The following is a 20513-nucleotide window of genomic DNA, read 5'->3' as shown; positions in this document are numbered from 1 at the left end:
GAGTCCACTTCCTCGCCCGTCTGATCCGGTCTGGCGTCGAGTGGTGGTCGCTGCATCCGTGTTACTCGCTAAGGATAGTGTGCACAACTTGGTCGACGGCCGCGCCGGGTGGCCTGAATCCTCCCCGGAAACTCGCACGTCACAATTTGGCGTAGCTGTCTCCGCGGCTTCATGTATCTAGATAACTTAGTTATGTAAGAACAAAGGGGAGTGCGACGGTGGAATTCCTGCGTGTCGAACGTCGCGACGGTGTCGTAACGGTTGTGATGTCGCGTCCGGAGAAGAAGAACGCGGCGAATTTGGAGATGTGGCGCGAACTGGCCGAGACGTTCACCAGTGTCGAGCATTCACACGCCGACCGCGTGTTGGTGCTGACGGGAGACGGCGGCGACTTTTGTTCCGGCGCCGATCTGGCGAGCGTGAACGGTGATCCGCTCGACTTCATGTCTGATGCAAGTGATGCGGCGCGCGCGTTGCACGCCTTGACAATTCCCACGATCGCCAAAGTGGACGGTGTCGCGGTCGGTGCGGGGTGGAACCTCGCGCTGGGCTGTGATCTGGTGGTTGCCAGCGATCGAGCTCGATTCTCGCAGATCTTCGTTCGTCGTGCGCTTTCCGTCGACATGGGCGGTTCCTGGTTACTCCCAAGGCTGGTCGGAATTCAGAAGGCGAAGGAAATCGCTTTTTTCGGTGACATGTATTCCGCGGCGGAAGCAGCAGAAATGGGTTTGGTTACGCGGCTGGTGCCGGTAGCCGAGCTCGACGCAACTGTGGGCAAGATGGCCGAGCGGCTCGCTGCGGGACCTGCGCGTGCGCTCTCCCTGACCAAACAGCTTCTTGATGCGTCTGCAGACGGGGGGAGTCTGGAGTCTGCATTGAGGTTGGAAGCACAGGCTCAGGGCAACAACATCACGGGCGGCGATGCGGCTGAAGCTAAGGCGGCGTTCCTCGGGAAGCGGGCGCCGGTATTCCGCTGAGGCTGATCGAGGGTTACTCGCTGCCGCCCGGCACCCTTCATTGAACCAATCAACTAGCGCGACCGTACGTGTGCGGTTGTCCCAGAATTCGACCGATCCCTCTCCGACCGAACCGGCTCCGGTACTCAGGTTTTGTCGCCTGCCGGTACAGGAATTGGAGGAGGGAGTCGCTCTCACGAAGGTCCATGCCGACAATTCGGCTCGTGAAATTTCGTTGACGTAGAGCAAAGGTGCTCCAGTGTCCGGACTGGTTCGCACAGCCGGATACTCGACCGGCGGAAAGCATTTGACCAAAGCTGCGAGGTCTTCTGGCGCCAGTCCTGGTCCGTATGCCGTACGGGAAATTCGCGCGCGCCGCAGCGACATCCGGCGCCCTCCTGAGCATCATCAGGTCACTGGATGGCCTTCGAGTCAAACATATATAGTTGATTTAAGCAACTATATTAGGTGGAAAATTCGCAGCGCTCAAAGCATCGAGATCTATGCTGATCCTGTGAATTCGACAAAATATGACGCCGATATTCGCGCGATCGAAACGGCGATAAGTCGGCTCGTGCGAGGTTCACGGAAGGCGTTGATGACTAATTCGGCCTCGATTGCGCCGGAGATGGCGCCGTCTGCTTTTGTCATTATGACGCGAATTGCGGACACGTTTCCGGCATCGCCGGCTGAGTTGATCGTGGCCACAGGATTGGATAGAAGTGTGGTGAGTCGGCATCTGACGGCTCTCACCAAGGAAGGCTATCTGGTCTCCGAGCCTGATCCGCATGACGGTCGCGTAGCCTTGTTCTCCCCAACGCCGGAAGCTGCGGTGAAATTCGGCGCCGTGAGCAAGGCCAAGTATGACTGGATGGCTGACGCGGTATCGCATTGGGCGCAGTCGGATGTGTCAGCGTTTGTCCTGCTGTTGGAGAGATTCAATACCTCTGCGTATGGAAATTGAAGACTATGGCGCCCAGTGAAAGTGGATGGGCGGGATGAGACTTCACGCAGTTCGTAATCCTCGGAATCGAAATCGGCGCGACGTTCGCTCGCGTGCCGATTCCGATTCCGTCATGACGACAGGGATTAAACCGGACCCATGCGGATCGCGCCATCGATTCGGATGGTCTCGCCGTTGATCATGGCGTTGTCGACGATTGCCAGCGCGAGCTTGGCGTACTCGGACGGAGCTCCCAAGCGGGACGGGTGGGGGACCTGGGAGGCGAGCGATTCCCTTACCTTGTCGGACAAGCCGCCCAGAATCGGCGTCTCGAAGGTGCCGGGCGCGATCGTGACGACGCGCACGAACTTGCGTGCCAGATCGCGTGCCGCGACGATAGTCAGTCCTGCGACGCCCGCCTTGGCGGACGAGTAGGCGGCTTGGCCGATCTGTCCTTCGAAGGCGGCGACGGACGCGGTCATGATGATGATGCCGCGTTCTCCGTCGACCGTGTCGTTCTTGACCATTCGGGCCGCAGCGAGCCGCAATACGTTGAATGTTCCGACGAGATTCGTGCTGATGACATCTTGATATAGCTCCAGGTTCCCTGGCGTGCCGTCCTTTTCGACTACACGCAGTTTTCCGCCGCGTCCAGCGCAGTGCACGACGGCCCGCAACGGAGCTATGCTCTCTGCCGCTGCGAGAGCTGCGTCGACAGCCTCCGTATCGCGGACATCGGCCGGCATGAATGTTGCCAGTTCGCCCAGTTCCTTGGCGGCCACTTCGCCGTTCGAGGACGGCAGATCGATGATGACTGTCGGAACGCCGCGGGCTACAAACGCCTCTGCGGTCGCCCGTCCGAGGCCGGAAGCGCCGCCGGTAACTGCCGCAGACGCATTGGTGAGGTCCATGAGGAGTGCCTTTCGGTGAGGTGAGTAGGAATCGGTCGTTTCGAACGAGCCGGAAGATCCACTCTTGTTTATAACTTAGTTATAGAGGTAATATTTGTCTATTGTCGACAGGGCGAGAAGTGACGTGTGCTGTCGATCAGACGGATGGAGTGGAAGTGAATTCGATCGACACAGGACTACTGATCCTGCGAATCTGCTTGGGTCTGACCATGGCCGCGCACGGATACGGGAAACTCTTCCGAGGTGGCCGAATCCCAGGCACCGCGCGATGGTTCGAGAGTATCGGCATGCGGCCTGGACTTCTACACGCGTGGTTGGCTGCTGCCACTGAAGTCGCCGCAGGCATCGCACTTGCGCTGGGTCTGTTCACCCCGTTTGCTGCTGCTGGTTTCGTTGCGTTGATGTTTGTCGCTGCGTGGACCGTGCACCGCGACAAGGGATTTTTCATCGCAGGCAACGGGTGGGAGTACAACATGGTGCTCGCAGTGGGTGCGGTCGTCGTCGCGATCACCGGGCCTGGCACGGCAAGCCTCGATAACACGTTCTTCGGTGGCGAGTTGTTCGCCGGCTGGGCGGGCGGTCTCACGGCGGCGGTCGGCGGCCTAGTGGCGGCGGGAATTCTGCTCGGAAGTGCCTATCGCCCCGAAGTTGTCGCCGCGGAACCTGCTCGAGGTTGACCGTGAAAATTGTTGAAGGTCAGTATGTTGCCTGGACCAGTAGTGCCCGGAGTTGCGGGTGACCGGCCGGGGGTTGGTCAATCTCCGAGACGTCGGAGGGTTGCCACTCCTAGGCCAGGGCGCGACCGCGCACGGCATCCTGTATCGCGGCGACGCTCCGTACCCCGGTGATTACGCGATTCCCGAAATTGCATTGTGGCCACCGGAGAGCGTCATCGACCTGCGAGGTGCACGAGAACGTGCTCGATTCGCCTACGAATGGCCGGTAGGTACGAGCGTGTATCACGTACCGCTTTCTGCCGCTGCGGCCCCCGACGCTCAGCCGAGCGATCTGCCAGGCGTCTATGCGCGCATGGTCGACCGCGGCAATTCTTGGGTCGGTGAACTTCTTGATCTGGTTACCCGGCCAAAGGGCCCGGTCTTGTTGCACTGCACCGCGGGTAAGGACCGTACCGGCGTTGCGGTCGCGGTATTGCTTCTCGCTGCAGACGTACGACCCGAGGCCGTCGTCGATGACTACGTGCGTACTGAGCAGACATTGCCTGACCTCATGGCTCGATGGTTCGACGTCGGTGTGCGCACCGCCAAGTCGCCGCCACTACCGGAGCAGTACATGCACGCGCCGGCCTCGGCGATCGAACCGATCGTCGAACGGATCACCGCGACCCGCGGGGGAGCGGAGCAGTGGATGCTCGATCACGGTGCGGATCCTGTCCTGCTCGACGTGTGGCGAACTCGTTTGCGAGGAGCAACTGTGCCGGCGCTCAGCCAAGGAGCGGATGGCGGGTGAAGGGTCTCTCGGGTTCGATGCGCACGGCTGAGGTTATCGGTGATCTCAGCGAATTGTGGTACCGAGAGGGTTTCCATACACACCGAAGTTGGGTCGACGTTCTACCCGAGAAATGTGTGGAGAATGCTCGTACCCGAATCGTGTACGTCGCGGCCGACGGCTCACAGAGTGAGACTACGGTTGGTGAGATATACTCTGCCGCAAAAGATGTTGCTTCTGCGATGCGAGGGTTTGGTATCGGTTCGGGTGACTCTGTAGCAGTTCAGCTACCCAATTGTTTCGAGGCATCGGTCGCCTACGTCGCCGTACTTCTGGCAGGCGCGGTACTGGTTCCGATTGTGCATGTGTACGGTCCGAACGAGGTGCGGTTCATTCTCGAGCAATCAGAGGCGAAGCTGTTCATCCAGCCCAGTCGTTGGCGCTCGATCGACTACTGCGGTCGGGTCGAAGGCTACGGAGATATCGCGTCTCTCGAACGAATTGTCCTGGTTGGCAACGATGTTCCTGATGGTTGTATCGTGTGGTCTGAGCTGACCTCGGACGAGACCTGCACTGTGCCGATCGTGCATGCGGACGACGTTGCGCTGCTTATCTATACCTCCGGGACCACAGCGGCACCGAAGGGCGTTCAGCATAGTCACAATTCGTTGTTGACGGAGGTTCGGTCTGCGTCCCGCTATCTCCGCGGCCGCGACGATTCGGTGCAACTCGTATCCTTTCCGCCCGGGCATATTGCCGGCGTCAGCAGTGTGCTGCGTCCTCTTGTACACGGCTGGAATGCGGTGTACATGCAGATGTGGGAGCCGGAACTTGCTGTCGAACTGATCGCGTCCCATCGGGTGACTGCGACAGGTGGGACCCCATTTCATCTCGCCGGAATCCTCGACGTGGGTGGTGCTGTTGACAAGCTGATGACGTTGTCCGACTTCCTCATTGGTGCATCTACGGTGCCGGAGGATCTCGTACGTCGGGCGCAGACAGCAGGTATTGCAACATTTCGTTGTTACGGATCCACTGAGCATCCGACGGCCACATCAGGTTGTGCCGACGACCCCGAGGAAGCGCGTTTGGGAACAGACGGCGCACCGATGGACGGGGTACGTGTGCGTGTCGTCGATGAACTCGGCTTCGATGTTCCGGTCGGGGTCGACGGCGAGATCATACTTCGAGGTCCGGACCAATTTATCGGCTATCGCGACAGCAGCCTCAATGCCGAGGCATTCACAGAAGACGGGTGGATGCGTACCGGCGATCTCGGGCACCTGGATCGTGATGGTCGGCTGACGATCACCGATCGCCTAAAGGATGTTGTCATCAGGGCTGGTGAGACGATGTCTTCAGGGCAAATCGAAGACGTGCTCGTCACGCACCCGGCGATCCAGGAGGGTGTGATCGTTGCCGCTGCGGATGAACGTTACGGCGAAGTGGTCGCTGCCGTTGTCGTTCTTTCTCCGGGCATGAAACTTGAACTCGTAGGGCTTCGTGAGCATTTCGCGGCGTCTGGACTTGCCAGACAGAAGACACCGGAGCGGCTTGTTGTCGTTGACGAGCTCCCTCGAACAGTGCTCGGCAAGATTCGTAAGGCAGCGCTCCGGTCCGCATATTTCACCTAGGAACAGTCTGCGGAAGATGCTCTCGGAGTTCAGTCTTCAGATTCCGAGTATTCTCCGGGGCCGGTTCTACTGAGTGGAATGCATCTATTGACATCGTGTCGAAACCTCAGAATCATGTTCCCAGAATGACAATCTCACTTTTCGATTGTCCGTAATCCGAAGGATCCTCCATGACAACGGAATCCGATCTCAATGAACTACTTTCAGATCTCAGTGCCCGGGCTGCTGATGCGAGTCGTAGTTGGCAACAGGATCTCGAGGTCGCCAACGTGCGGCCGCTGACCGGTGGAACATCGAGCCTGACATTCATCGCCGACGTTTCAGGTGGGGCAATCGACGAATCTGTCGTCCTCAAGGTTGCGCCTCCAGGACTGGCACCCGTTCGAAATCGAGACGTGCTGCGTCAAGGTCGTGTAATGCAGGCATTGCAGGGTGCTGCCGGGGTGTCGACACCGGCAGTCTATTTCGAGGACGCAGGCGATCCTCCCTTCGTGGCAATGCAAATGGTCGCGGGTGAATGTGTGGAACCGCTACTCGTCGCTGAGCGGCCTCGGGATGAACAGACTCGCGCACAGACTCGCGAAAGGTACCTCTCCGCTACCCGGATGCTCGCCCATCTGCATTCGGTCGACCCTTCCGATATCGGTCTGGGCGGCGAGCCGGTAATGTCATTGGGTTCTGAAATCGACAGGTGGACTAGAGCATTCGAGACTGTTTCGGATGACCTCAGCGGCGATTATTTGCGATGTGCGAAAGCGCTACATGCGACGATTCCCGTCCCGGCGAAACCGGTTGTCAACCACGGCGATTACCGACTGGGGAACACGCTCTGTGACGGAGACCGCGTCACAGCGTTGATCGACTGGGAGATTTGGTCTGTTGGTGACCCGCGAATCGATCTGACCTGGCTCACTTACTTCACCGACGAAGCCGGGCACCCTGCCGCAGCCTCTGAAGAGCCCTGCGGTACCCCAACTGCCGATGAAGTTGTCCGGACCTACGAACAGACTCTGGGGCGGGCGGTGGAGGATATCGAGTGGTTCCACGCACTTACCCGATACAAGGAAGCTGCCGCCACAGCATTGCTGATCAAACGTGGGCGCAAGCGAGGCAATTTGAGCCCCGCATTCCAGAAGATGGAACCAGCGCTTCCTGGCCTGCTGGCAGAAGCATTCGCGCTGATCGGATATTGATTGCGGCAATCGAAGAACGAGGGCGTTAGTGATGTCCGAACCACGTCGCGATGTAGATAGTGCACCACCGGTGATTGCGGGCGGGAGTCAACTTCGTCGAGTCCCGAAGCCTGGGCGGCAGGCTTCGTACAACGACGAGGTGAAGTTACTGATCCGGGCGACGCAGACTGTGATGTTGAGCAAGGGATGTACCGATCAGCCCAAAATTGCTGAGATCGTCCGCGAGGCAGGAATGTCGAATCAGGCATTCTACCGACACTTTCGGGGTCGAGACGACATCATCGTCGCGATCTATGAGCAGGGGCTACTGAATATCCATGCCTACCTGGAACATCGGGTGTTCAAGCAATCTGGATTCGGCGGGCGGCTCGCCGCCTGGATCGACGGGATTTTGGCGCAGATCGAAGATCCGGATCTCTCCGATTTCAGCCGGGTAATTATCTGGAACATGGGCCAGATAGCCAGAACCAAAAGCGAGATCAAACCAGTCGGACACGGCCGTATCCGGGATCTACTCTGCGCCATCCTTATCGAGGGGAATGTCCCGGAACCCGAACGCACCGCGATGTTCATTCAGACCCTGGTGATGGGCCTGACAACAACGTATCTCGAAGCCGGTCACACTCCTACGGAAGAAGAACACGAGCATCTGCTGCTCTTTTGCCTCCGAGCCGTCACCGAGCACTGAAGTTTGACCGACCGTACGTGTCGCTCGAGTGTGATACCCGAACAAACAAAGGACTCATACGATGTGGAATTTCCAGACCGATCCTGAATTTCAAGCGAAACTCGACTGGGCGATGAAATTCGTCCGGGAGGAATGCGAGCCGCTTGACCTGCTCTTCCCTCATCTCGGTCAGCCGTACAATATGGAGAACAAGGCCGCTCGCGCAATCCTCGGCCCGTTGCGAGATCGGGTCAAGGAGCAAGGACTGTGGGCGTGTCATCTCGGCCCTGAGCTCGGCGGGCAGGGCTATGGGCAGCTCAAACTTGCGTTGCTGAATGAGGTTCTGGGGCGGTCCATGTGGGCTCCAACGGTTTTCGGTACCGCGGCACCGGACACCGGAAACGCCGAAATTCTCGCGATGTACGGAACCGATGCACAGAAAGCGAAGTATCTGCAGCCGCTTCTGGATGGCGACATCGTTTCATGCTTCTCCATGACCGAGCCGCAGGCAGGGTCTGATCCCAAAGAGTTCGTGTGCGCGGCACGCAGGGATGGTGACGAGTGGGTTATCAGTGGTGAGAAGTGGTTCTCGTCGAATGCGCGCTATGCGTCCTTCCTCATCGTCATGGCAGTGACGGACACCGAGGCGTCGCCGTACCGCCGGATGTCGATGTTCGTCGTTCCCGCAGAAACCCCGGGAATCGAGATTGTCCGCAACGTCTCCGTCATGGGCGACCGAGAGGAACTCGACGAGGGAACTCACGCCTACATCCGTTACAACGATGTGCGCGTTCCGGCCGATGCGATCCTCGGTGGTCCCGGACAGGGCTTCGAAGTAGCTCAGTCTCGACTCGGCGGCGGCCGCGTCCATCACGCTATGCGCACTGTCGGCAAATGCCAGCGTGCACTGGACATGATGGGTGAGCGTGTGCTGTCGCGTCGCACTCAGGGCGAGACACTTGCCAAAAAGCAGATGGTGCAGCAGTTCATCGCCGACTCGGCAATCGAGCTCGAGCAGTATCGACTGCTGGTGATCAAAACCGCCTGGGTGATTGACAACGAACCGCACGGTGCGGCACGCACTTACATCGCAATGTGCAAGGTTGCGATGGCGAAGATCTATCACGACATCATTCACCGCGCGATTCAGATTCACGGTTCACTGGGAGCGACGACTGAAACCCCGCTGCATATCTGGTGGAGCGGCGTCATCTCGATGGGCTTGGCGGACGGGCCGACCGAAGTGCACAAGGTCGCCGTCGCACGCGGTGTACTCGCGAACTACGAGCCCACCGAAAACTTGTTCCCCAGCGAGCACATTCCCACTCGATTGGCCGAGGCAAAAATTAAGCATGCCGCTATTCTCGAGGAGCATGGAATCGCATGAGCAATCACTTTTCTCTCGAAGGTAAGGTCGCCCTCGTCACCGGCGGCAGTCGAGGACTAGGACGTCAAATGGTGTTGGCCTTCGCGGAAGCGGGCGCCGACGTCGTGATCACCAGCCGCAAGGCCGAAGCATGCGCCGACGTCGCCCGAGAGGTAGAAGCCCTGGGCCGTAAGGCTCTTCCGGTGAGCTGTCACGTCGGTAAGTGGAACGAAATCGATGCACTTGTCGAGAAGGCCTACGAGGTGTTCGGGCGGATCGACGTCTTGGTCAACAACGCCGGTATGTCTCCACTCGCGCCGTCGTCGGCTGAAACCAGCGAGGAGCTCTTCGACAAGGTCATCGGCGTCAACTTCAAAGGCCCGTTCCACCTGTCCTCGTTGGTCGGTGAGCGCATGGCAGCAGGTGACGGCGGATCGATTATCAACATCTCGTCGTCGGGAGCGCTCTTCCCGCAGCCGCGATTCGGCCCCTACGCCGGCGCGAAGGCGGCACTCAACACACTGGCGGGAGTATTTGCGCGCGAGTACGGACCCAAAGTGCGAGTCAATACGATCTCCGCGGGCCCATTCTTGACCGACATCTCCAAGTCGTGGGCAGAAGAGAAGCGGCACACGACACAGAGTGCGATCGGCAGGCCGGGAAACCCCGAAGAGATCATCACTACTGCCCTGTACCTTGCGAGTCCCGCATCCAGCTACACCACGTCGTCGCTGATCCGCGTGGACGGTGGCTTGTACTAGGCCTTAGGCAGGTGCACCCGTGCGTGCCGGCTCGTTCCCGTTGAAAATCGTTTTGTTTCAATAGATATGGAGAATTCCGTGGGTACCCAGGCTTTGATTGGTCGTCGTGTCATCATCACCGGTGGCGCTAGTGGAATGGGAAGCGCTCTGGTCAAAGCGTTCGGTGAATCGGGCGCAAAGGTTGTCTCCTTCGACGTCACAGCTGACGAGGGAGCGCGGATTGCTGCTCAGGCAGGCGCGGAGTTCATTCGGTGCGACGTCACCGACAAGGAATCGGTTGACCAGGCCTTCGCGCGGGGTCTGAAATCCTTGAAGGGCCTGGACGTCTTGATCCACGCCGCTGGAATCGCTCCTGGCGCACCGGCGGAGTCCACGCCGCTGTCGATGTGGGAGTCCACGATGGCGGTCAACGCCACGGGGACGTTCCTCACTAACCAAGCGGCATTCGAGTATCTGAAAGATGGCGGCGGACGCATCATCAACTTTGCTTCCGCAGCAGGTGCAAAAGGCTTGATGGGCAAGGCCGCGTACGCAGCAAGCAAAGGCGCCGTACTGGGCTGGAGTCGGACCGTAGCGGCCGAGTGGGCGCAGTACGGGATTACGGTCAACTCAATTGCGCCGGCAATTCGTACGCCGATGTACGAGACGACGCGGGCGTCGATGACACCTGAGCAGTTGGTCGAGCACGATCGGAAAATGACAAACCTGATTCCGCTCGGTGGCAAACTCGGAAACGTCGAGGATCTGGTTCCTGTACTCGAATTTGTTGCGGGTGAAGGCTCACGATTCATGACGGGGCAGATTTTTGCAGTCGACGGCGGGTCGCTCATGGTCAGGTAGGGCGGGCGGCAGCGCGATAGCAACCAAAAGTGGTAAACCCAAGCAAATCCCACTCGGCAGGAAGGCCATAGCATGCGAGCAGCGCGGTGCGAGATCCACGGAGATCCGGACAAGATCGTGATCCGTGAAATACCCGATCCGGTGGCCGGACCGTCGGAGGTGCTTGTGGGAATCGAGGCTGCCGCCGTGAATTATCCGGACGTCCTCATCGCTGCGGATCGCTATCAGGTGACGGTGCCGACTCCGTTCACTACGGGAAGCGAATTCGCTGGGCGAGTGCTGGCAGTCGGAGCCGAGGTCACGAACTTCGTACCCGGGGATGCCGTGATGGGCACGGCATTCGGCGGTGCATTTGCGGAGCAGATCACCGTTCCGCACACCGCACTGTCGGCGGCGCCTGCAGGGTTGGACATGATCCATGCCGCAGCATTCAACGTCACTTACCGAACTGCGTACCACTCGCTGACGACTTTCGGGGATGTGAAGCCGGGGAACTGGGTGGTGGTTCTCGGCGCCGCTGGTGGTGTGGGCACTGCGTGTATCGACATCGCGACTCGTCTCGGAGCTAAGGTGATCGCCGCAGTATCCACCGCGGAACGCGCTGAAGCCTGTCGTGCGCTCGGCGCCGTGGAAACGATCGCCTATGACGACGAGGATCTCAAACTGCGGATCAAGGAAATCACCGGCACGGGTGCTGATGTGGTGATCGATCCGGTCGGTGGTGCGTACTCGGAGCAGGCGATTCGGGCGATCGGGTGGGGCGGGCGCTATGTCTGTCTAGGATTTGCGCAAGGTGAAATTCCGCGGATCCCGATGAATCTGGTTCTCCTGAAAGGTGCGATCCTGCGAGGGTTCGAGATTCGAACGCTCGCCGCTCATCTACCGCAAGCTGTAGAGGATGGTCGCAAGGAGATCGAACGTCTTGTCGGACAGGGAATGAAGCCCTACGTCTCCGAAACCTACACACTCGATGAAGTGCCGCTGGCCTTGACCCGTATGTCGGAGCGACTCACTACCGGGAAATTAGTCATCGACATGACCAGGCGTTGATGCCGAGCCGATGCCTACGATTGCTTTCGAGTGGCCGTAGGCATCGGCCATTTTTATTACCGGCCTTGCCAGTTCGGCGTTCGACGCTCCGAAAATGCAGCCGCTCCTTCGCGCGCATCAGCGGAAGCGAACACTGGATCCGTATACACGTTCTGGCGCTCGAAGGCCTCCGAATCGGTCCAGGTCCGTGATTGAAGCGCCAGAGCCTTACTGGCGCGCACCGCCAGCGGAGCGTTCGCGCTGATCGCTGTTGCCAAAGTGCGTGCGCCGTCCGCCGCGGAACCGTCGTCAACCACTCGATTGACCAGGCCGTGCGTGAGCGCAGTCTGTGCGTCGATCGGTTCGCCGGTGAGCAGCATCTCGAGTGCGACAGCCCGGGGCAGGGCCTGGGGAGCACGGAAGATTCCGCCGGCGCGCGCGGCAAGGCCGCGTTTTACCTCAGGAAGTCCGAACTTGGCACCACTGCCCGCGACAACCAGGTCACAGGCCAGAACCATTTCGAATCCTCCGCCCAGCGCCCATCCTTCGACCGCGGCGATCAAGGGCTTCGCCGGTGGTGCTTCGACGAGGCCACCGAAACCGCGGCCCTGTACCACTGGCCGCTCACCGAGCTGGAATCTCTTCAAGTCCATTCCCGCGCAGAAGGTTCCGCCACTTCCAGCGAGAATCGCAACTGACAGATGCGGGTCCTCGTCTAGGAGAGTCAACGCGGCGGCGATCTCGGTCGCAGCGGTCAGCGTCATCGCATTACGCTGGGCAGGCCGGTTGATGGTGATCGTGAGAATCCCGGCATCAGCCTCCACGAGCACGTCTGCCGTTGTCAGCGCGTTCATCGAGGCGCCATCCGGATCGCGCCGTCCAATCGAATTGTTTCACCGTTCGCGTACGAGTTCGTCAGGAGCGCGGTGGCCATCGCCGCATAGTCCTGCGGGCGACCCAGTCGCTTCGGGAAGGGTACGCCCGCGGAAAGGCCTTCACGGATGTCCGAGCGAAGTCGCGCGAGCATGGGGGTGTCGAACAATCCCGGAGCTATCGTGTTGACTCGGATCCCGTAGCTTGCCAGATCGCGTGCCGCGACGAGTGTCATGCCGTGAACGGCCGATTTTGATGCGGTGTAGGAGGTCTGACCGATCTGCCCGTCGAATGCAGCCACCGATGCAGTGAACACGATGCTGCCTCGCTCACCGTCTAGGGGCTCGTTGCGTGCCATCCGGGCTGCGGCGCAGCGGAGGACATTGTAGGTGCCGATGAGGTTGATCTCGAGCACGTTGCGAAAGCTTTCCAAGTCGTTCGGATTGCCTTCCTTGTCGAGAATCCGTAGACGATCGCCGCCGCGTCCCGCGCAGTGGACGACTCCGCGCAGAGGGCCGATGGCCTCGGCAGCGTCGAGTGCGGGACCGAATGATGTCTCATCGGTGATATCGATCGGAGCAAAGACTGCGGCGTCACCCAGACGTACCGCGGTCGCTTTTCCGTCGGAGTCGGCAAGATCGGCGATCACCACGCGGGCGCCCGCCTCGACGAGAGCGGTGGCGGTTGCTTCACCGAGACCGGAGGCTGCTCCGGTGACCAGGAATGTGTTGTCTCGCAATTGCATGTGTCAGGCTTTCTTTGGGAGGGGAAGATCGAGGGGGCGTGTGTCACGAGGAGAATCGGGTGGCTACGTCGCGACCGATGATTTCTTTCATGATTTCTGTTGTGCCGCCGACGATGGTTTGCACCCTGGCATCGGCGTAGGCACGTGAGATCGGGTACTCGTCCATGTAGCCGTATCCGCCGTGCAACTGCAGGCATCCATTGACGACGCGATTCTGCAACTCGGTGGACCACCACTTGGCTTTCGCTCCGAGGGTAGCGTCGAATGTGCCGTCGTTGTACGCGAGAATGGACTGCTCCAGAAACGTTCGCGTGATGTCTATTTCGGTCGTCATCTCGGCAAGCCGGAAACGCGTGTTCTGGAGGTCGATGATGCGTTGGCCGAATGCCTTTCGCTCGCTGGTGTAGCGGCCCGTCCACTCAAGTGCCGCCTCGGCCGCGCACAGGGCGCGCCATGCAATCGACAGGCGTTCGAGTGGAAGCTGCGCAGTCAGGTGGTGGAACCCACGTCCTTCCTCGCCGACGAGATTAGACGCAGGGACACGCAGGTTATCGAAGGCGATCTCGGCGGTGTCCTGGGCGTGCAAGCCCAGTTTGCGCAGCTTACGGCCGCGTACGAATCCGTCGGTTGTGGTGGGTACGAGGATGAGCGACAGTCGGGGACGTCCATCGACTTCGCCGGTACGGGCGGCGACGAGAACGAGGTCGGAAGAGAATCCGCTCGTGATGAATGTCTTGGAGCCGTTGATGACCCAATCGTCGCCGTCGCGCACCGCTGACGTCTTCATCGCACGGAGGTCGCTGCCGGCCGAGGGCTCCGACATGGCAATGGACGTGACGACGGAGCCCTCGGCCATTCCGGGGAGCCATTCCTTTTGCTGCTCGTCCGTCCCGAATGTCGTCAGGTAGGACGCGACGATGTCCTCGTTGATCGAGAACCCGGAGGCGAGGGAGGCCGCTCCGACTGCGGCAAGTTCCTCCTGGATCACGCAGCGGAAGCGATAGTCTTTCATTCCGCCTCCGCCGAGGTCCTCGGCGATTCGGATGCCGAGAATTCCGTGTGCGCCTGCGGATTTCCATACGTCGCGGCCGGTGCTGGCGTCCTCCTCCCATTGGTCGAGGTTGGGGGTGACTTCACGTTTCACGAATTCGCGCACCAGTGCACGAAACTGGTTATGGTCATCGTCGTAAAATGGTTGAGGCACTTGGCTTCTCCTAAATTGATCGGTAATACTCATGCTCGGCGTCCAGTTTGTCGACATGGGCGAGCCTGCGGTTCAATCTACCGACAGGCCAATGTGAAACCAAGGGATGGATGACATGAAATCTACTGCGCCGCTTAGTGGTCTGCGAGTTGTCGAGTTTCTCGGATTGGGCCCGTCTCCGTTCGGTTGCATGCTGCTAGCCGATTTGGGAGCTGAAATCCTCACCTTGCGCCGCCCCGGGTCGGAGATACCGGCGTTGGTGCGTAACCGGTCGACCATGGAAGTCGACCTCAAAGATCCAGACTCGATTCGGTTCGTACACAATTCCATCGGATCTGCTGATGTCTTGGTGGAAGGATTTCGTCCCGGTGTCATGGAGCGACTCGGCTTGGGTCCGAGTGATCTCGCCGCTGTTAACGATCGTCTGATTTATGCCCGGATGACCGGATGGGGTCAGACGGGTCCGCTTGCGTTCACCGCCGGGCACGATATCAATTACATCGCACTGACAGGTGCGCTGCACTCCGCTACCAGAGTGGGTTCGGTGCCCATGCCGCCGGCCAACCTTCTCGGCGATTTCGGCGGCGGCGCAATGTATCTCGTCACGGCGATTCTGGCAGCAGTCTTCGAACGCGACCGGACCGGCACAGGGTCGGTTCTCGATATCGGGATTCTCGACGGTACTAACTACCTGACCTCGATGCTTCACGAATACCGCGCGACTGGACGGTGGTCTGACGAACCCGGTACGAATCGGCTGGACACAGGCGCTCCTTACTACGACGTTTATCCCTGCGCTGACGGTAAATTTGTGGCTGTCGGCGCTCTCGAAGATCCGTTTTTCGATGTGCTGCTGGAGGTCCTCGGGCTCGAACCCGAATTGGCCCAGGGTAGGCACGACCCCCAGTCTTGGCCTGCTCTTCGAGATCGAATTGCGGCGGCCGTCGCGACAAGAACCCGTGACGAATGGGCTGACTGTGCCGGGCACACCGACGCATGCTTGACGCCGGTCCTCAGCCTGGCGGAGGCGCCGCACCATCCGCACGTTGCCGCACGCGGAATCCTCGTTGCCGAGGACGGCGATGCATGGACTCCGCGACTGCCGATCGGATACTCGGACGCCGCTGAGCCGGTAGACGACATCCTCCGATTGTGGGGTCAGGGGACGGCAGGCTCGTAAATCTCTGTGCCGTATTGGTTTCACCGTCCCGATGACGGACCACCGCCATCGGGACGGTTCGTGGGAGCACAAGATCAAACGGCGACCACGGTCCGCGTCACTCGACGAGTTCGTAGATCGTTGCGTTGGCAGTTCCGCCGCCCTCGCAGATCGTCTGCAACCCGTATTTGAGTCCGCGATCGCGCATGTGGTGAATGAGCCGGGTCGTCAGGATCGCCCCCGATGCGCCGAGCGGGTGCCCCACCGCGATTGCGCCACCGAGTGGATTGATGCGTTCGAGGTCCGCGCCGAGCTCGATCTGCCATGCCAGCGGGACCGGCGCAAACGCTTCGTTGATCTCGATTGCGCCGATGTCGTTGATCCCGAGACCTGCACGGGCAAGAACTTTCTGCGTGGCGGGAATGGGAGCAGTGAGCATCATGACGGGATCTGCGCCGACAACCGAGCCGGCGAGCAGACGAACGATGGGGGCAAGCCCCAACTCTGCGGCCTTTTCCGGCGTCGTGATCATTACTGCCGATGCACCGTCGGAGATTTGTGACGCGTTTCCGGCGTGGATTACACCGTCGTCGCGGAATGACGGCTTCAGCTTGGCAAGCGTCTCCGGCGACGTTCCGCGCCGCAGACCTTCGTCGAGCGCGAGCTGTGCTTCGCCGATGTCTACCGTTACCAGTTGTGAGTCGAACGCTCCGCCGTCGATTGCCTTGGCTGCGAGTTGATGAGATCTGGAGGCGAACTCGTCAAGCATCTGACGCGAGAGATTCCACTTCTGGGAAATCAGTTCCGCGCCGATTCCTTGGTCGAGCTTGTCGACGCTATATCGGTCGAGAACGGTTTGGCCATAAGGAAAGCCGGAAGCTCGGGCTGCGCCGAGTGGAATTCGAGACATCATCTCGACACCTCCCGCGACAGCAATGTCGTAGGCGCCCGACATCACCGCGTGAGCCGCTGATTCGATGGCCTGTTGACCGGATCCGCATGCACGGTTGATGGTGACCGCCGGTACGCTTTCCGGCCAGCCCGCCGCCAATGTTGCGAATCGCGCGACGTTGCTGGACTGATCACCAAGTTGAGTGACACAACCCCACATGACGTCGTCGATCAACGACGGGTCGACTCCGGTTCGTCGGATCAGTTCATTGAGTACCAAAGCGGATAGATCAACTGGGTGGACGCTGCTCAACGACCCGTTCCGCTTGCCGATCGGCGTGCGTACCGCCTCCACGATGACGGCTTCTCTGATTCGCATGCTGTTTTGACTCCTGTCGTTCAAGCGGATGGATTGTGTTGGGCGCCAGCTAGGTAACGGCTCCGGCGATCTTGAGTTCGATCAGTCGTTCGTCGTCGAAGCCGAGCTCGCGCAGAATGTCGTCGGTGTGCTCGGCGAACTGTGGGGCACGGGTCATCTGCACTGGAGAATTATCAAATTTGACCGGATTTGCGACGAGTTTTTGGGGCACACCGTCAGCATCTGTGACCTCGACGATGCGGCCGTTGGCGACGAGCGATTCGTCGTGACCCAACTCCCAGCTGTTCTGCACGGGAGCCCACGGTCCGCTGAGGTTTGTGAAGATTGCGGTCCACTCGTCGTAGGGGCGCGAGGCGATCGCCTCGGTGAACCAGCCGGTGATTTCTTCACTGTGCTCGGTGATGGACTCCATGGTCTGGAATCGGCTGTCCCCGGCGAGATGCTCGAGGCCCAGAGCGGTCACGAACTCGTTCCAGAACTTCGTGGGCTGGAGCATGGAGAATTGCAGCCAGCGGTTATCCGAGGTGCGATAGGAGCCGGTCAGAGGATTCCCTGCCGCGGCGGACTTCTTGCGTACCTTGGGTAGTGGTCCGCCGGTGAACAGCGCCAGGTTGACCGTGAACTGTGTTGCCCAGGCGCCAACTCCGAGTAGAGAGACGTCGACAACCGACGGCTCGCCGGTGCGTTCGCGACCGGCGATCGCGGCTGCGATACCGCCCGCGATGGTCATACCGCCGATGTTGTCGCCGTAGGCGCCGGCCGGCATGAACGCCATGTGTTCTGTATCGGGCGGCATCAAACCGTCGGCGCTGCCTCCGCGAGCCCAGAATCCGGTCGCGTCGAACGAACCACTGTTGGCGTCGGGGCCTTCGCTGCCGAAACCACTACCGGTGACATAGATTATGTCGGGATTGATTGCCCGGATTTCTTCGAGGGTCAATCCCAACTTGGTGCGCAGGCCGGGCAGATAGTTGGTGAGGAATACGTCGCTTCGGCGTACGAGTTCGGTGAGAACCGTCCGTGATTCAGGATTCGCGAGGTCGATGCCGATGCTGCGTTTGCTGCGGTTCGGTCCTTCCATGATCGGTGCGAACGACGACCCGGGGCGATTGGCGTCATAGCCGAGAACGCGGACGAGTCCTCGCTGCGCGTCTCCGTTCACGGCGTGTTCCACTTTGGTGATGTCGGCACCCCAGTCCGCGAGCACAGCCGCGGCAGCGGGCACAAACGTGTATTGGGCTACCTCGAGGATGCGGATACCTTCGAGTGGTCGTTGCATGTCAGCTCCTGATGATGGGAGAGGTTCGGGGGTGAGTGGAATCAGTCGGCGCGCAGCAAGATTGCCCCGGAGGGCACGCCGCCACCCGAGGTAACTACTGCGACGCGTGGATCTGTGACTTGACGGCCGGGTGCTTGTCGGCGAAGTTGTAGCACGGCCTCTCGGAAGAATCCGTAGCCGTGGGTCCGACCCGCAGAAAGCTGGCCGCCGTGCGGGTTGAGCGGTAGACGCCCGTCGATCGCGATACCGCGGCCACCGTCGATGAAGTCCCCGGCGCCGCCGAATTCGCAGAACCCGAGGGCTTCTAGCCAGGACAACGCGTTGAAAGTGAACCCGTCGTAGAGCAAGGCGACGTCGACGTCATCCGGCCGTAGGTCGGTGCGACTCCACAAATGCGCGCTGGGGCCGAGAGATTGCGGTAAATGGGTAAGGGTGCCTTGATCCCACGAGAGATTTTCCATCATCTGAGTACCGACAGCCTCGACGAACACGGGCTTGTGGCGTAGATCCTGCACGGTGTCGACGGCCGAGACGATGACCGCTACCGCGCCGTCGACGGGAACGTCGCAGTCGTACAGGCCGAACGGTGTGGAGACCGGGCGGGCGGTGAGGTAATCCTCCATGGTGATAGGGGTGCGGTACACGGCCTCCGGATTAGCGGAGGCGTTGTCACGGGTATTTACGGCGATTGCCCCGAGAGCGTCCTTCGCATCGCCGTAGCGATGAAAGTAGTGCGACGCTTGGCACGCAATCCAGTTAGCCGCAGACATCGCGCCGAAAGGATGACGGAATTCGAACATGTCCGTCGCCCGGCCGGCGCCGGGCGCCCAAGCACCTGAGCGGACAAGTTCCGAGTGCGAGGATTCCCACACTGTCCTGAAGCACAGCACGTGCCTGCACAGTCCGGAGGCCACCGCAAGCATCGCGGCCACGATCGATCCGTTCTGCCCGGGTAGTTCGCCGCCTGCGTTGACCCAGGTCGGACGTATCCGCAGTGCTTGCTCGACGGGCATGATTCCGCCTTCGGACATGCCGCCGACGGATCTTCCTGGGTAGGTGGACAATCCGTCGATGTCCTCGAGTGTCAGGCCGGCATCGGCGACGGCGGCCAAGCATGCATCGACAGTGAGTGAGAGCGGATCGACCATGAGTCGGCGGCCGATCTTCGACTGCCCGACTCCGCTGATCGCGACCCGATCCTCGAACCGGTCGGTGCTTACGGGTAGGCGCAGCCGGGATTTGTAGTTTTCGGGTTCGGGGAGCGGTCCGGGCTCGTTCTCGGCATCGGGATCGATCTCGAAGAGCGGCAACCAGATTGCGTCGTCGACCTGCTCGAATACGACGCGGACTCGAGTGCCGACCTGGACGTCAGTGGGTTCGCACCCGATGATGTTCGTCGTCAGGCGCACCTGCGGATCCTCCGTCAGCGCGACAATTGCAATGACGTACGGCGGTGGGAAGTTCGGAAGCCACTGTTGGACATTGATCGTCACGCCGACGACAACAGCTTTTCCCGATACCGGTTGCAGTGGGAGCTTGCGTCCATGACAGTCCGGGCACAGCACCGACTGTGGATGTGTCCGCTTCCCGCAATCCGAGCACTGGGCAATCCGCAAGATGCCATCGTTGCCCGAGGCCCAGAACTCGGCGCTTGCAAGGGTCGGCTGCGGCAGTGGCCGGCCGGTATCCACGATGGGACTCACGTGTCCTCCGCTCGAAGTGGCGGTTTCGTTGCTCGTCGTTGGCACGGGAAACCGCTGACCCGTTGGTGCTGGTGTCGCTGCAGATTGTCGGATTTCACAGTGTTACAGGGTATTCGGTTCACGATGGCGATCCCGGATGGCAACCATGGCAGCGATTCTGCGCTGCCGGTCGGAGTGGCTGAACAGGCTGCCGTCGGCGTCCTCGGGAAATTCGAGGCGTTCCTTCTCGGCTTCGATCTCCGCGTCCAGCAATTCACCTGCCAGGTCTCTCGTGAGCAGGTCCTGGTCGACCCAATCATCTTCTGGGAACTGCTCGATCAGTTCTTCCATGGCATTCCTCACGGTTTCTCGGTCGCGGCAGTGGGTTAGGTGCGTGGGAAGTGCAGTAGTGCACGGGCATTGGTTTCGACCATCTTCTCGACCTCGTCGTCGGGTACGCCGATCATCGCGTCGTGTACCTTTTTGCGACTGTTCGGCCAGTTCGAATCCGAGTGCGGGTAGTCACCTTCCCAGGTGATGTTGTCGATACCGACG

Annotated in this window: 21 protein-coding genes; 12 read left to right on the top strand and 9 right to left on the bottom strand. The window is 60.2% G+C overall.

All coding sequences use genetic code 11. The features are described 5' to 3' along the window. Nucleotides 1–218 precede the first annotated feature (218 nt). Both ACFRFQ_RS04550 and ACFRFQ_RS04545 read left to right on the top strand, forming a co-directional pair. The gene (locus tag ACFRFQ_RS04550) at nucleotides 219–977 is read left to right on the top strand and encodes an enoyl-CoA hydratase/isomerase family protein (protein ID WP_378653615.1); all 759 of its coding nucleotides are present in this window, start codon (nucleotides 219–221) and stop codon (nucleotides 975–977) included. Nucleotides 978–1554: 577 nt separating this feature from the next. Then, a complete protein-coding gene (locus ACFRFQ_RS04545) occupies nucleotides 1555–1920 on the top strand; it encodes a MarR family winged helix-turn-helix transcriptional regulator (protein WP_378653612.1) in 366 nt (121 codons plus the stop codon). Between the two features lie 125 nt (nucleotides 1921–2045). On the opposite strand, the gene ACFRFQ_RS04540 is transcribed toward ACFRFQ_RS04545, so the two are convergent. Beyond that, a complete protein-coding gene (locus ACFRFQ_RS04540; RefSeq protein WP_378653609.1) occupies nucleotides 2046–2810 on the bottom strand; it encodes an SDR family NAD(P)-dependent oxidoreductase in 765 nt (254 codons plus the stop codon). A 155-nt stretch (nucleotides 2811–2965) separates the two neighbouring features. On the opposite strand from ACFRFQ_RS04540, the gene ACFRFQ_RS04535 reads away from it, so the two are divergent. The 9 genes from ACFRFQ_RS04535 to ACFRFQ_RS04495 all read left to right on the top strand — a co-directional run bounded on the left by ACFRFQ_RS04535 (nucleotide 2966) and on the right by ACFRFQ_RS04495 (nucleotide 11767). Beyond that, nucleotides 2966–3487, top strand: coding sequence for a DoxX family protein (locus ACFRFQ_RS04535; protein ID WP_378653607.1), 522 nt, complete (start codon nucleotides 2966–2968; stop codon nucleotides 3485–3487). A gap of 58 nt (nucleotides 3488–3545) precedes the next feature. After that, complete coding sequence (locus ACFRFQ_RS04530; RefSeq protein ID WP_378653604.1) at nucleotides 3546–4277, top strand: tyrosine-protein phosphatase; 732 nt, start codon at nucleotides 3546–3548, stop codon at nucleotides 4275–4277. Next, a complete protein-coding gene (locus ACFRFQ_RS04525; RefSeq protein ID WP_378653602.1) occupies nucleotides 4274–5890 on the top strand; it encodes an AMP-binding protein in 1617 nt (538 codons plus the stop codon). The genes ACFRFQ_RS04530 and ACFRFQ_RS04525 overlap by 4 nt, the downstream gene beginning before the upstream one ends. A 170-nt stretch (nucleotides 5891–6060) precedes the next feature. After that, nucleotides 6061–7083 carry a phosphotransferase family protein gene (locus ACFRFQ_RS04520; protein WP_378653600.1) on the top strand — a complete coding sequence of 341 codons (1023 nt, stop codon included), beginning with the start codon at nucleotides 6061–6063 and terminating at the stop codon, nucleotides 7081–7083. 139 nt (nucleotides 7084–7222) lie between these two features. Then, entirely contained in the window at nucleotides 7223–7771 is a 549-nt protein-coding gene (locus ACFRFQ_RS04515; protein WP_378653597.1) for a TetR/AcrR family transcriptional regulator, read from the top strand. Nucleotides 7772–7832: 61 nt separating this feature from the next. Further along, nucleotides 7833–9137 carry an acyl-CoA dehydrogenase family protein gene (locus tag ACFRFQ_RS04510; RefSeq protein ID WP_378653594.1) on the top strand — a complete coding sequence of 435 codons (1305 nt, stop codon included), beginning with the start codon at nucleotides 7833–7835 and terminating at the stop codon, nucleotides 9135–9137. After that, nucleotides 9134–9877, top strand: coding sequence for an SDR family NAD(P)-dependent oxidoreductase (locus ACFRFQ_RS04505; RefSeq protein ID WP_378653592.1), 744 nt, complete (start codon nucleotides 9134–9136; stop codon nucleotides 9875–9877). The genes ACFRFQ_RS04510 and ACFRFQ_RS04505 overlap by 4 nt, the downstream gene beginning before the upstream one ends. 78 nt (nucleotides 9878–9955) lie before the next feature. Further along, nucleotides 9956–10717: an SDR family NAD(P)-dependent oxidoreductase gene (locus ACFRFQ_RS04500; protein WP_378653589.1), complete on the top strand. Its 762-nt coding sequence runs from the start codon at nucleotides 9956–9958 to the stop codon at nucleotides 10715–10717. A gap of 72 nt (nucleotides 10718–10789) precedes the next feature. Next, a complete protein-coding gene (locus ACFRFQ_RS04495) occupies nucleotides 10790–11767 on the top strand; it encodes an NADPH:quinone oxidoreductase family protein (RefSeq protein ID WP_378653587.1) in 978 nt (325 codons plus the stop codon). A 56-nt stretch (nucleotides 11768–11823) separates the two neighbouring features. On the opposite strand, the gene ACFRFQ_RS04490 is transcribed toward ACFRFQ_RS04495, so the two are convergent. Genes ACFRFQ_RS04490 through ACFRFQ_RS04480 form a run of 3 tightly spaced genes read right to left on the bottom strand, consistent with a single transcriptional unit; the run spans nucleotide 11824 to nucleotide 14568 of the window. Then, on the bottom strand, nucleotides 11824–12600 hold the full coding sequence (locus tag ACFRFQ_RS04490) for a crotonase/enoyl-CoA hydratase family protein (RefSeq protein ID WP_378653585.1): 777 nt from the start codon (nucleotides 12598–12600) through the stop codon (nucleotides 11824–11826). Further along, the gene (locus ACFRFQ_RS04485) at nucleotides 12597–13364 is read right to left on the bottom strand and encodes an SDR family NAD(P)-dependent oxidoreductase (protein ID WP_378653583.1); all 768 of its coding nucleotides are present in this window, start codon (nucleotides 13362–13364) and stop codon (nucleotides 12597–12599) included. Before ACFRFQ_RS04485 ends, ACFRFQ_RS04490 begins: the two co-directional genes overlap by 4 nt. A gap of 43 nt (nucleotides 13365–13407) precedes the next feature. Next, complete coding sequence (locus ACFRFQ_RS04480) at nucleotides 13408–14568, bottom strand: acyl-CoA dehydrogenase family protein (RefSeq protein ID WP_378653580.1); 1161 nt, start codon at nucleotides 14566–14568, stop codon at nucleotides 13408–13410. A gap of 115 nt (nucleotides 14569–14683) precedes the next feature. Between ACFRFQ_RS04480 and ACFRFQ_RS04475 the strand changes: the two genes are divergently transcribed. Further along, complete coding sequence (locus tag ACFRFQ_RS04475; RefSeq protein ID WP_378653577.1) at nucleotides 14684–15748, top strand: CaiB/BaiF CoA transferase family protein; 1065 nt, start codon at nucleotides 14684–14686, stop codon at nucleotides 15746–15748. Nucleotides 15749–15845: 97 nt separating this feature from the next. On the opposite strand, the gene ACFRFQ_RS04470 is transcribed toward ACFRFQ_RS04475, so the two are convergent. The 5 genes from ACFRFQ_RS04470 to ACFRFQ_RS04450 all read right to left on the bottom strand — a co-directional run. After that, on the bottom strand, nucleotides 15846–16997 hold the full coding sequence (locus tag ACFRFQ_RS04470) for a thiolase family protein (protein WP_378653574.1): 1152 nt from the start codon (nucleotides 16995–16997) through the stop codon (nucleotides 15846–15848). A gap of 49 nt (nucleotides 16998–17046) precedes the next feature. Beyond that, nucleotides 17047–18276, bottom strand: coding sequence for a CaiB/BaiF CoA transferase family protein (locus ACFRFQ_RS04465; RefSeq protein ID WP_378653571.1), 1230 nt, complete (start codon nucleotides 18274–18276; stop codon nucleotides 17047–17049). A gap of 41 nt (nucleotides 18277–18317) precedes the next feature. Next, a complete protein-coding gene (locus ACFRFQ_RS04460) occupies nucleotides 18318–19979 on the bottom strand; it encodes an OB-fold domain-containing protein (RefSeq protein ID WP_378653568.1) in 1662 nt (553 codons plus the stop codon). A gap of 102 nt (nucleotides 19980–20081) precedes the next feature. After that, nucleotides 20082–20309, bottom strand: a complete 228-nt coding sequence (locus ACFRFQ_RS04455) for a hypothetical protein (protein WP_378653566.1) — start codon at nucleotides 20307–20309, stop codon at nucleotides 20082–20084. Nucleotides 20310–20344: 35 nt separating this feature from the next. After that, a partial coding sequence (locus ACFRFQ_RS04450; protein WP_378655036.1) for an amidohydrolase family protein occupies nucleotides 20345–20513 on the bottom strand: 169 nt, incomplete at its 5' end.

Origin of the sequence: Rhodococcus sp. NPDC056743, from assembly GCF_042790355.1 — a bacterium.
In the GTDB taxonomy this organism is placed as follows: Bacteria; Actinomycetota; Actinomycetes; order Mycobacteriales; family Mycobacteriaceae; genus Rhodococcus_F.
This window is presented reverse-complemented; position numbering and strand designations above follow the sequence as displayed.

What these genes read in the sequence shown, in the direction of transcription:
- ACFRFQ_RS04485 (WP_378653583.1), bottom strand. Translation starts at nt 13,364, where the DNA reads ATGCAATTGCGAGACAACACATTCCTGGTCACCGGAGCAGCCTCCGGT.
- ACFRFQ_RS04545 (WP_378653612.1), top strand. Translation starts at nt 1,555, where the DNA reads ATGACTAATTCGGCCTCGATTGCGCCGGAGATGGCGCCGTCTGCTTTT.
- ACFRFQ_RS04490 (WP_378653585.1), bottom strand. Translation starts at nt 12,600, where the DNA reads ATGAACGCGCTGACAACGGCAGACGTGCTCGTGGAGGCTGATGCCGGG.
- ACFRFQ_RS04475 (WP_378653577.1), top strand. Translation starts at nt 14,684, where the DNA reads ATGAAATCTACTGCGCCGCTTAGTGGTCTGCGAGTTGTCGAGTTTCTC.
- ACFRFQ_RS04455 (WP_378653566.1), bottom strand. Translation starts at nt 20,309, where the DNA reads ATGGAAGAACTGATCGAGCAGTTCCCAGAAGATGATTGGGTCGACCAG.
- ACFRFQ_RS04465 (WP_378653571.1), bottom strand. Translation starts at nt 18,276, where the DNA reads ATGCAACGACCACTCGAAGGTATCCGCATCCTCGAGGTAGCCCAATAC.
- ACFRFQ_RS04520 (WP_378653600.1), top strand. Translation starts at nt 6,061, where the DNA reads ATGACAACGGAATCCGATCTCAATGAACTACTTTCAGATCTCAGTGCC.
- ACFRFQ_RS04510 (WP_378653594.1), top strand. Translation starts at nt 7,833, where the DNA reads ATGTGGAATTTCCAGACCGATCCTGAATTTCAAGCGAAACTCGACTGG.
- ACFRFQ_RS04505 (WP_378653592.1), top strand. Translation starts at nt 9,134, where the DNA reads ATGAGCAATCACTTTTCTCTCGAAGGTAAGGTCGCCCTCGTCACCGGC.
- ACFRFQ_RS04540 (WP_378653609.1), bottom strand. Translation starts at nt 2,810, where the DNA reads ATGGACCTCACCAATGCGTCTGCGGCAGTTACCGGCGGCGCTTCCGGC.
- ACFRFQ_RS04470 (WP_378653574.1), bottom strand. Translation starts at nt 16,997, where the DNA reads ATGCGAATCAGAGAAGCCGTCATCGTGGAGGCGGTACGCACGCCGATC.
- ACFRFQ_RS04495 (WP_378653587.1), top strand. Translation starts at nt 10,790, where the DNA reads ATGCGAGCAGCGCGGTGCGAGATCCACGGAGATCCGGACAAGATCGTG.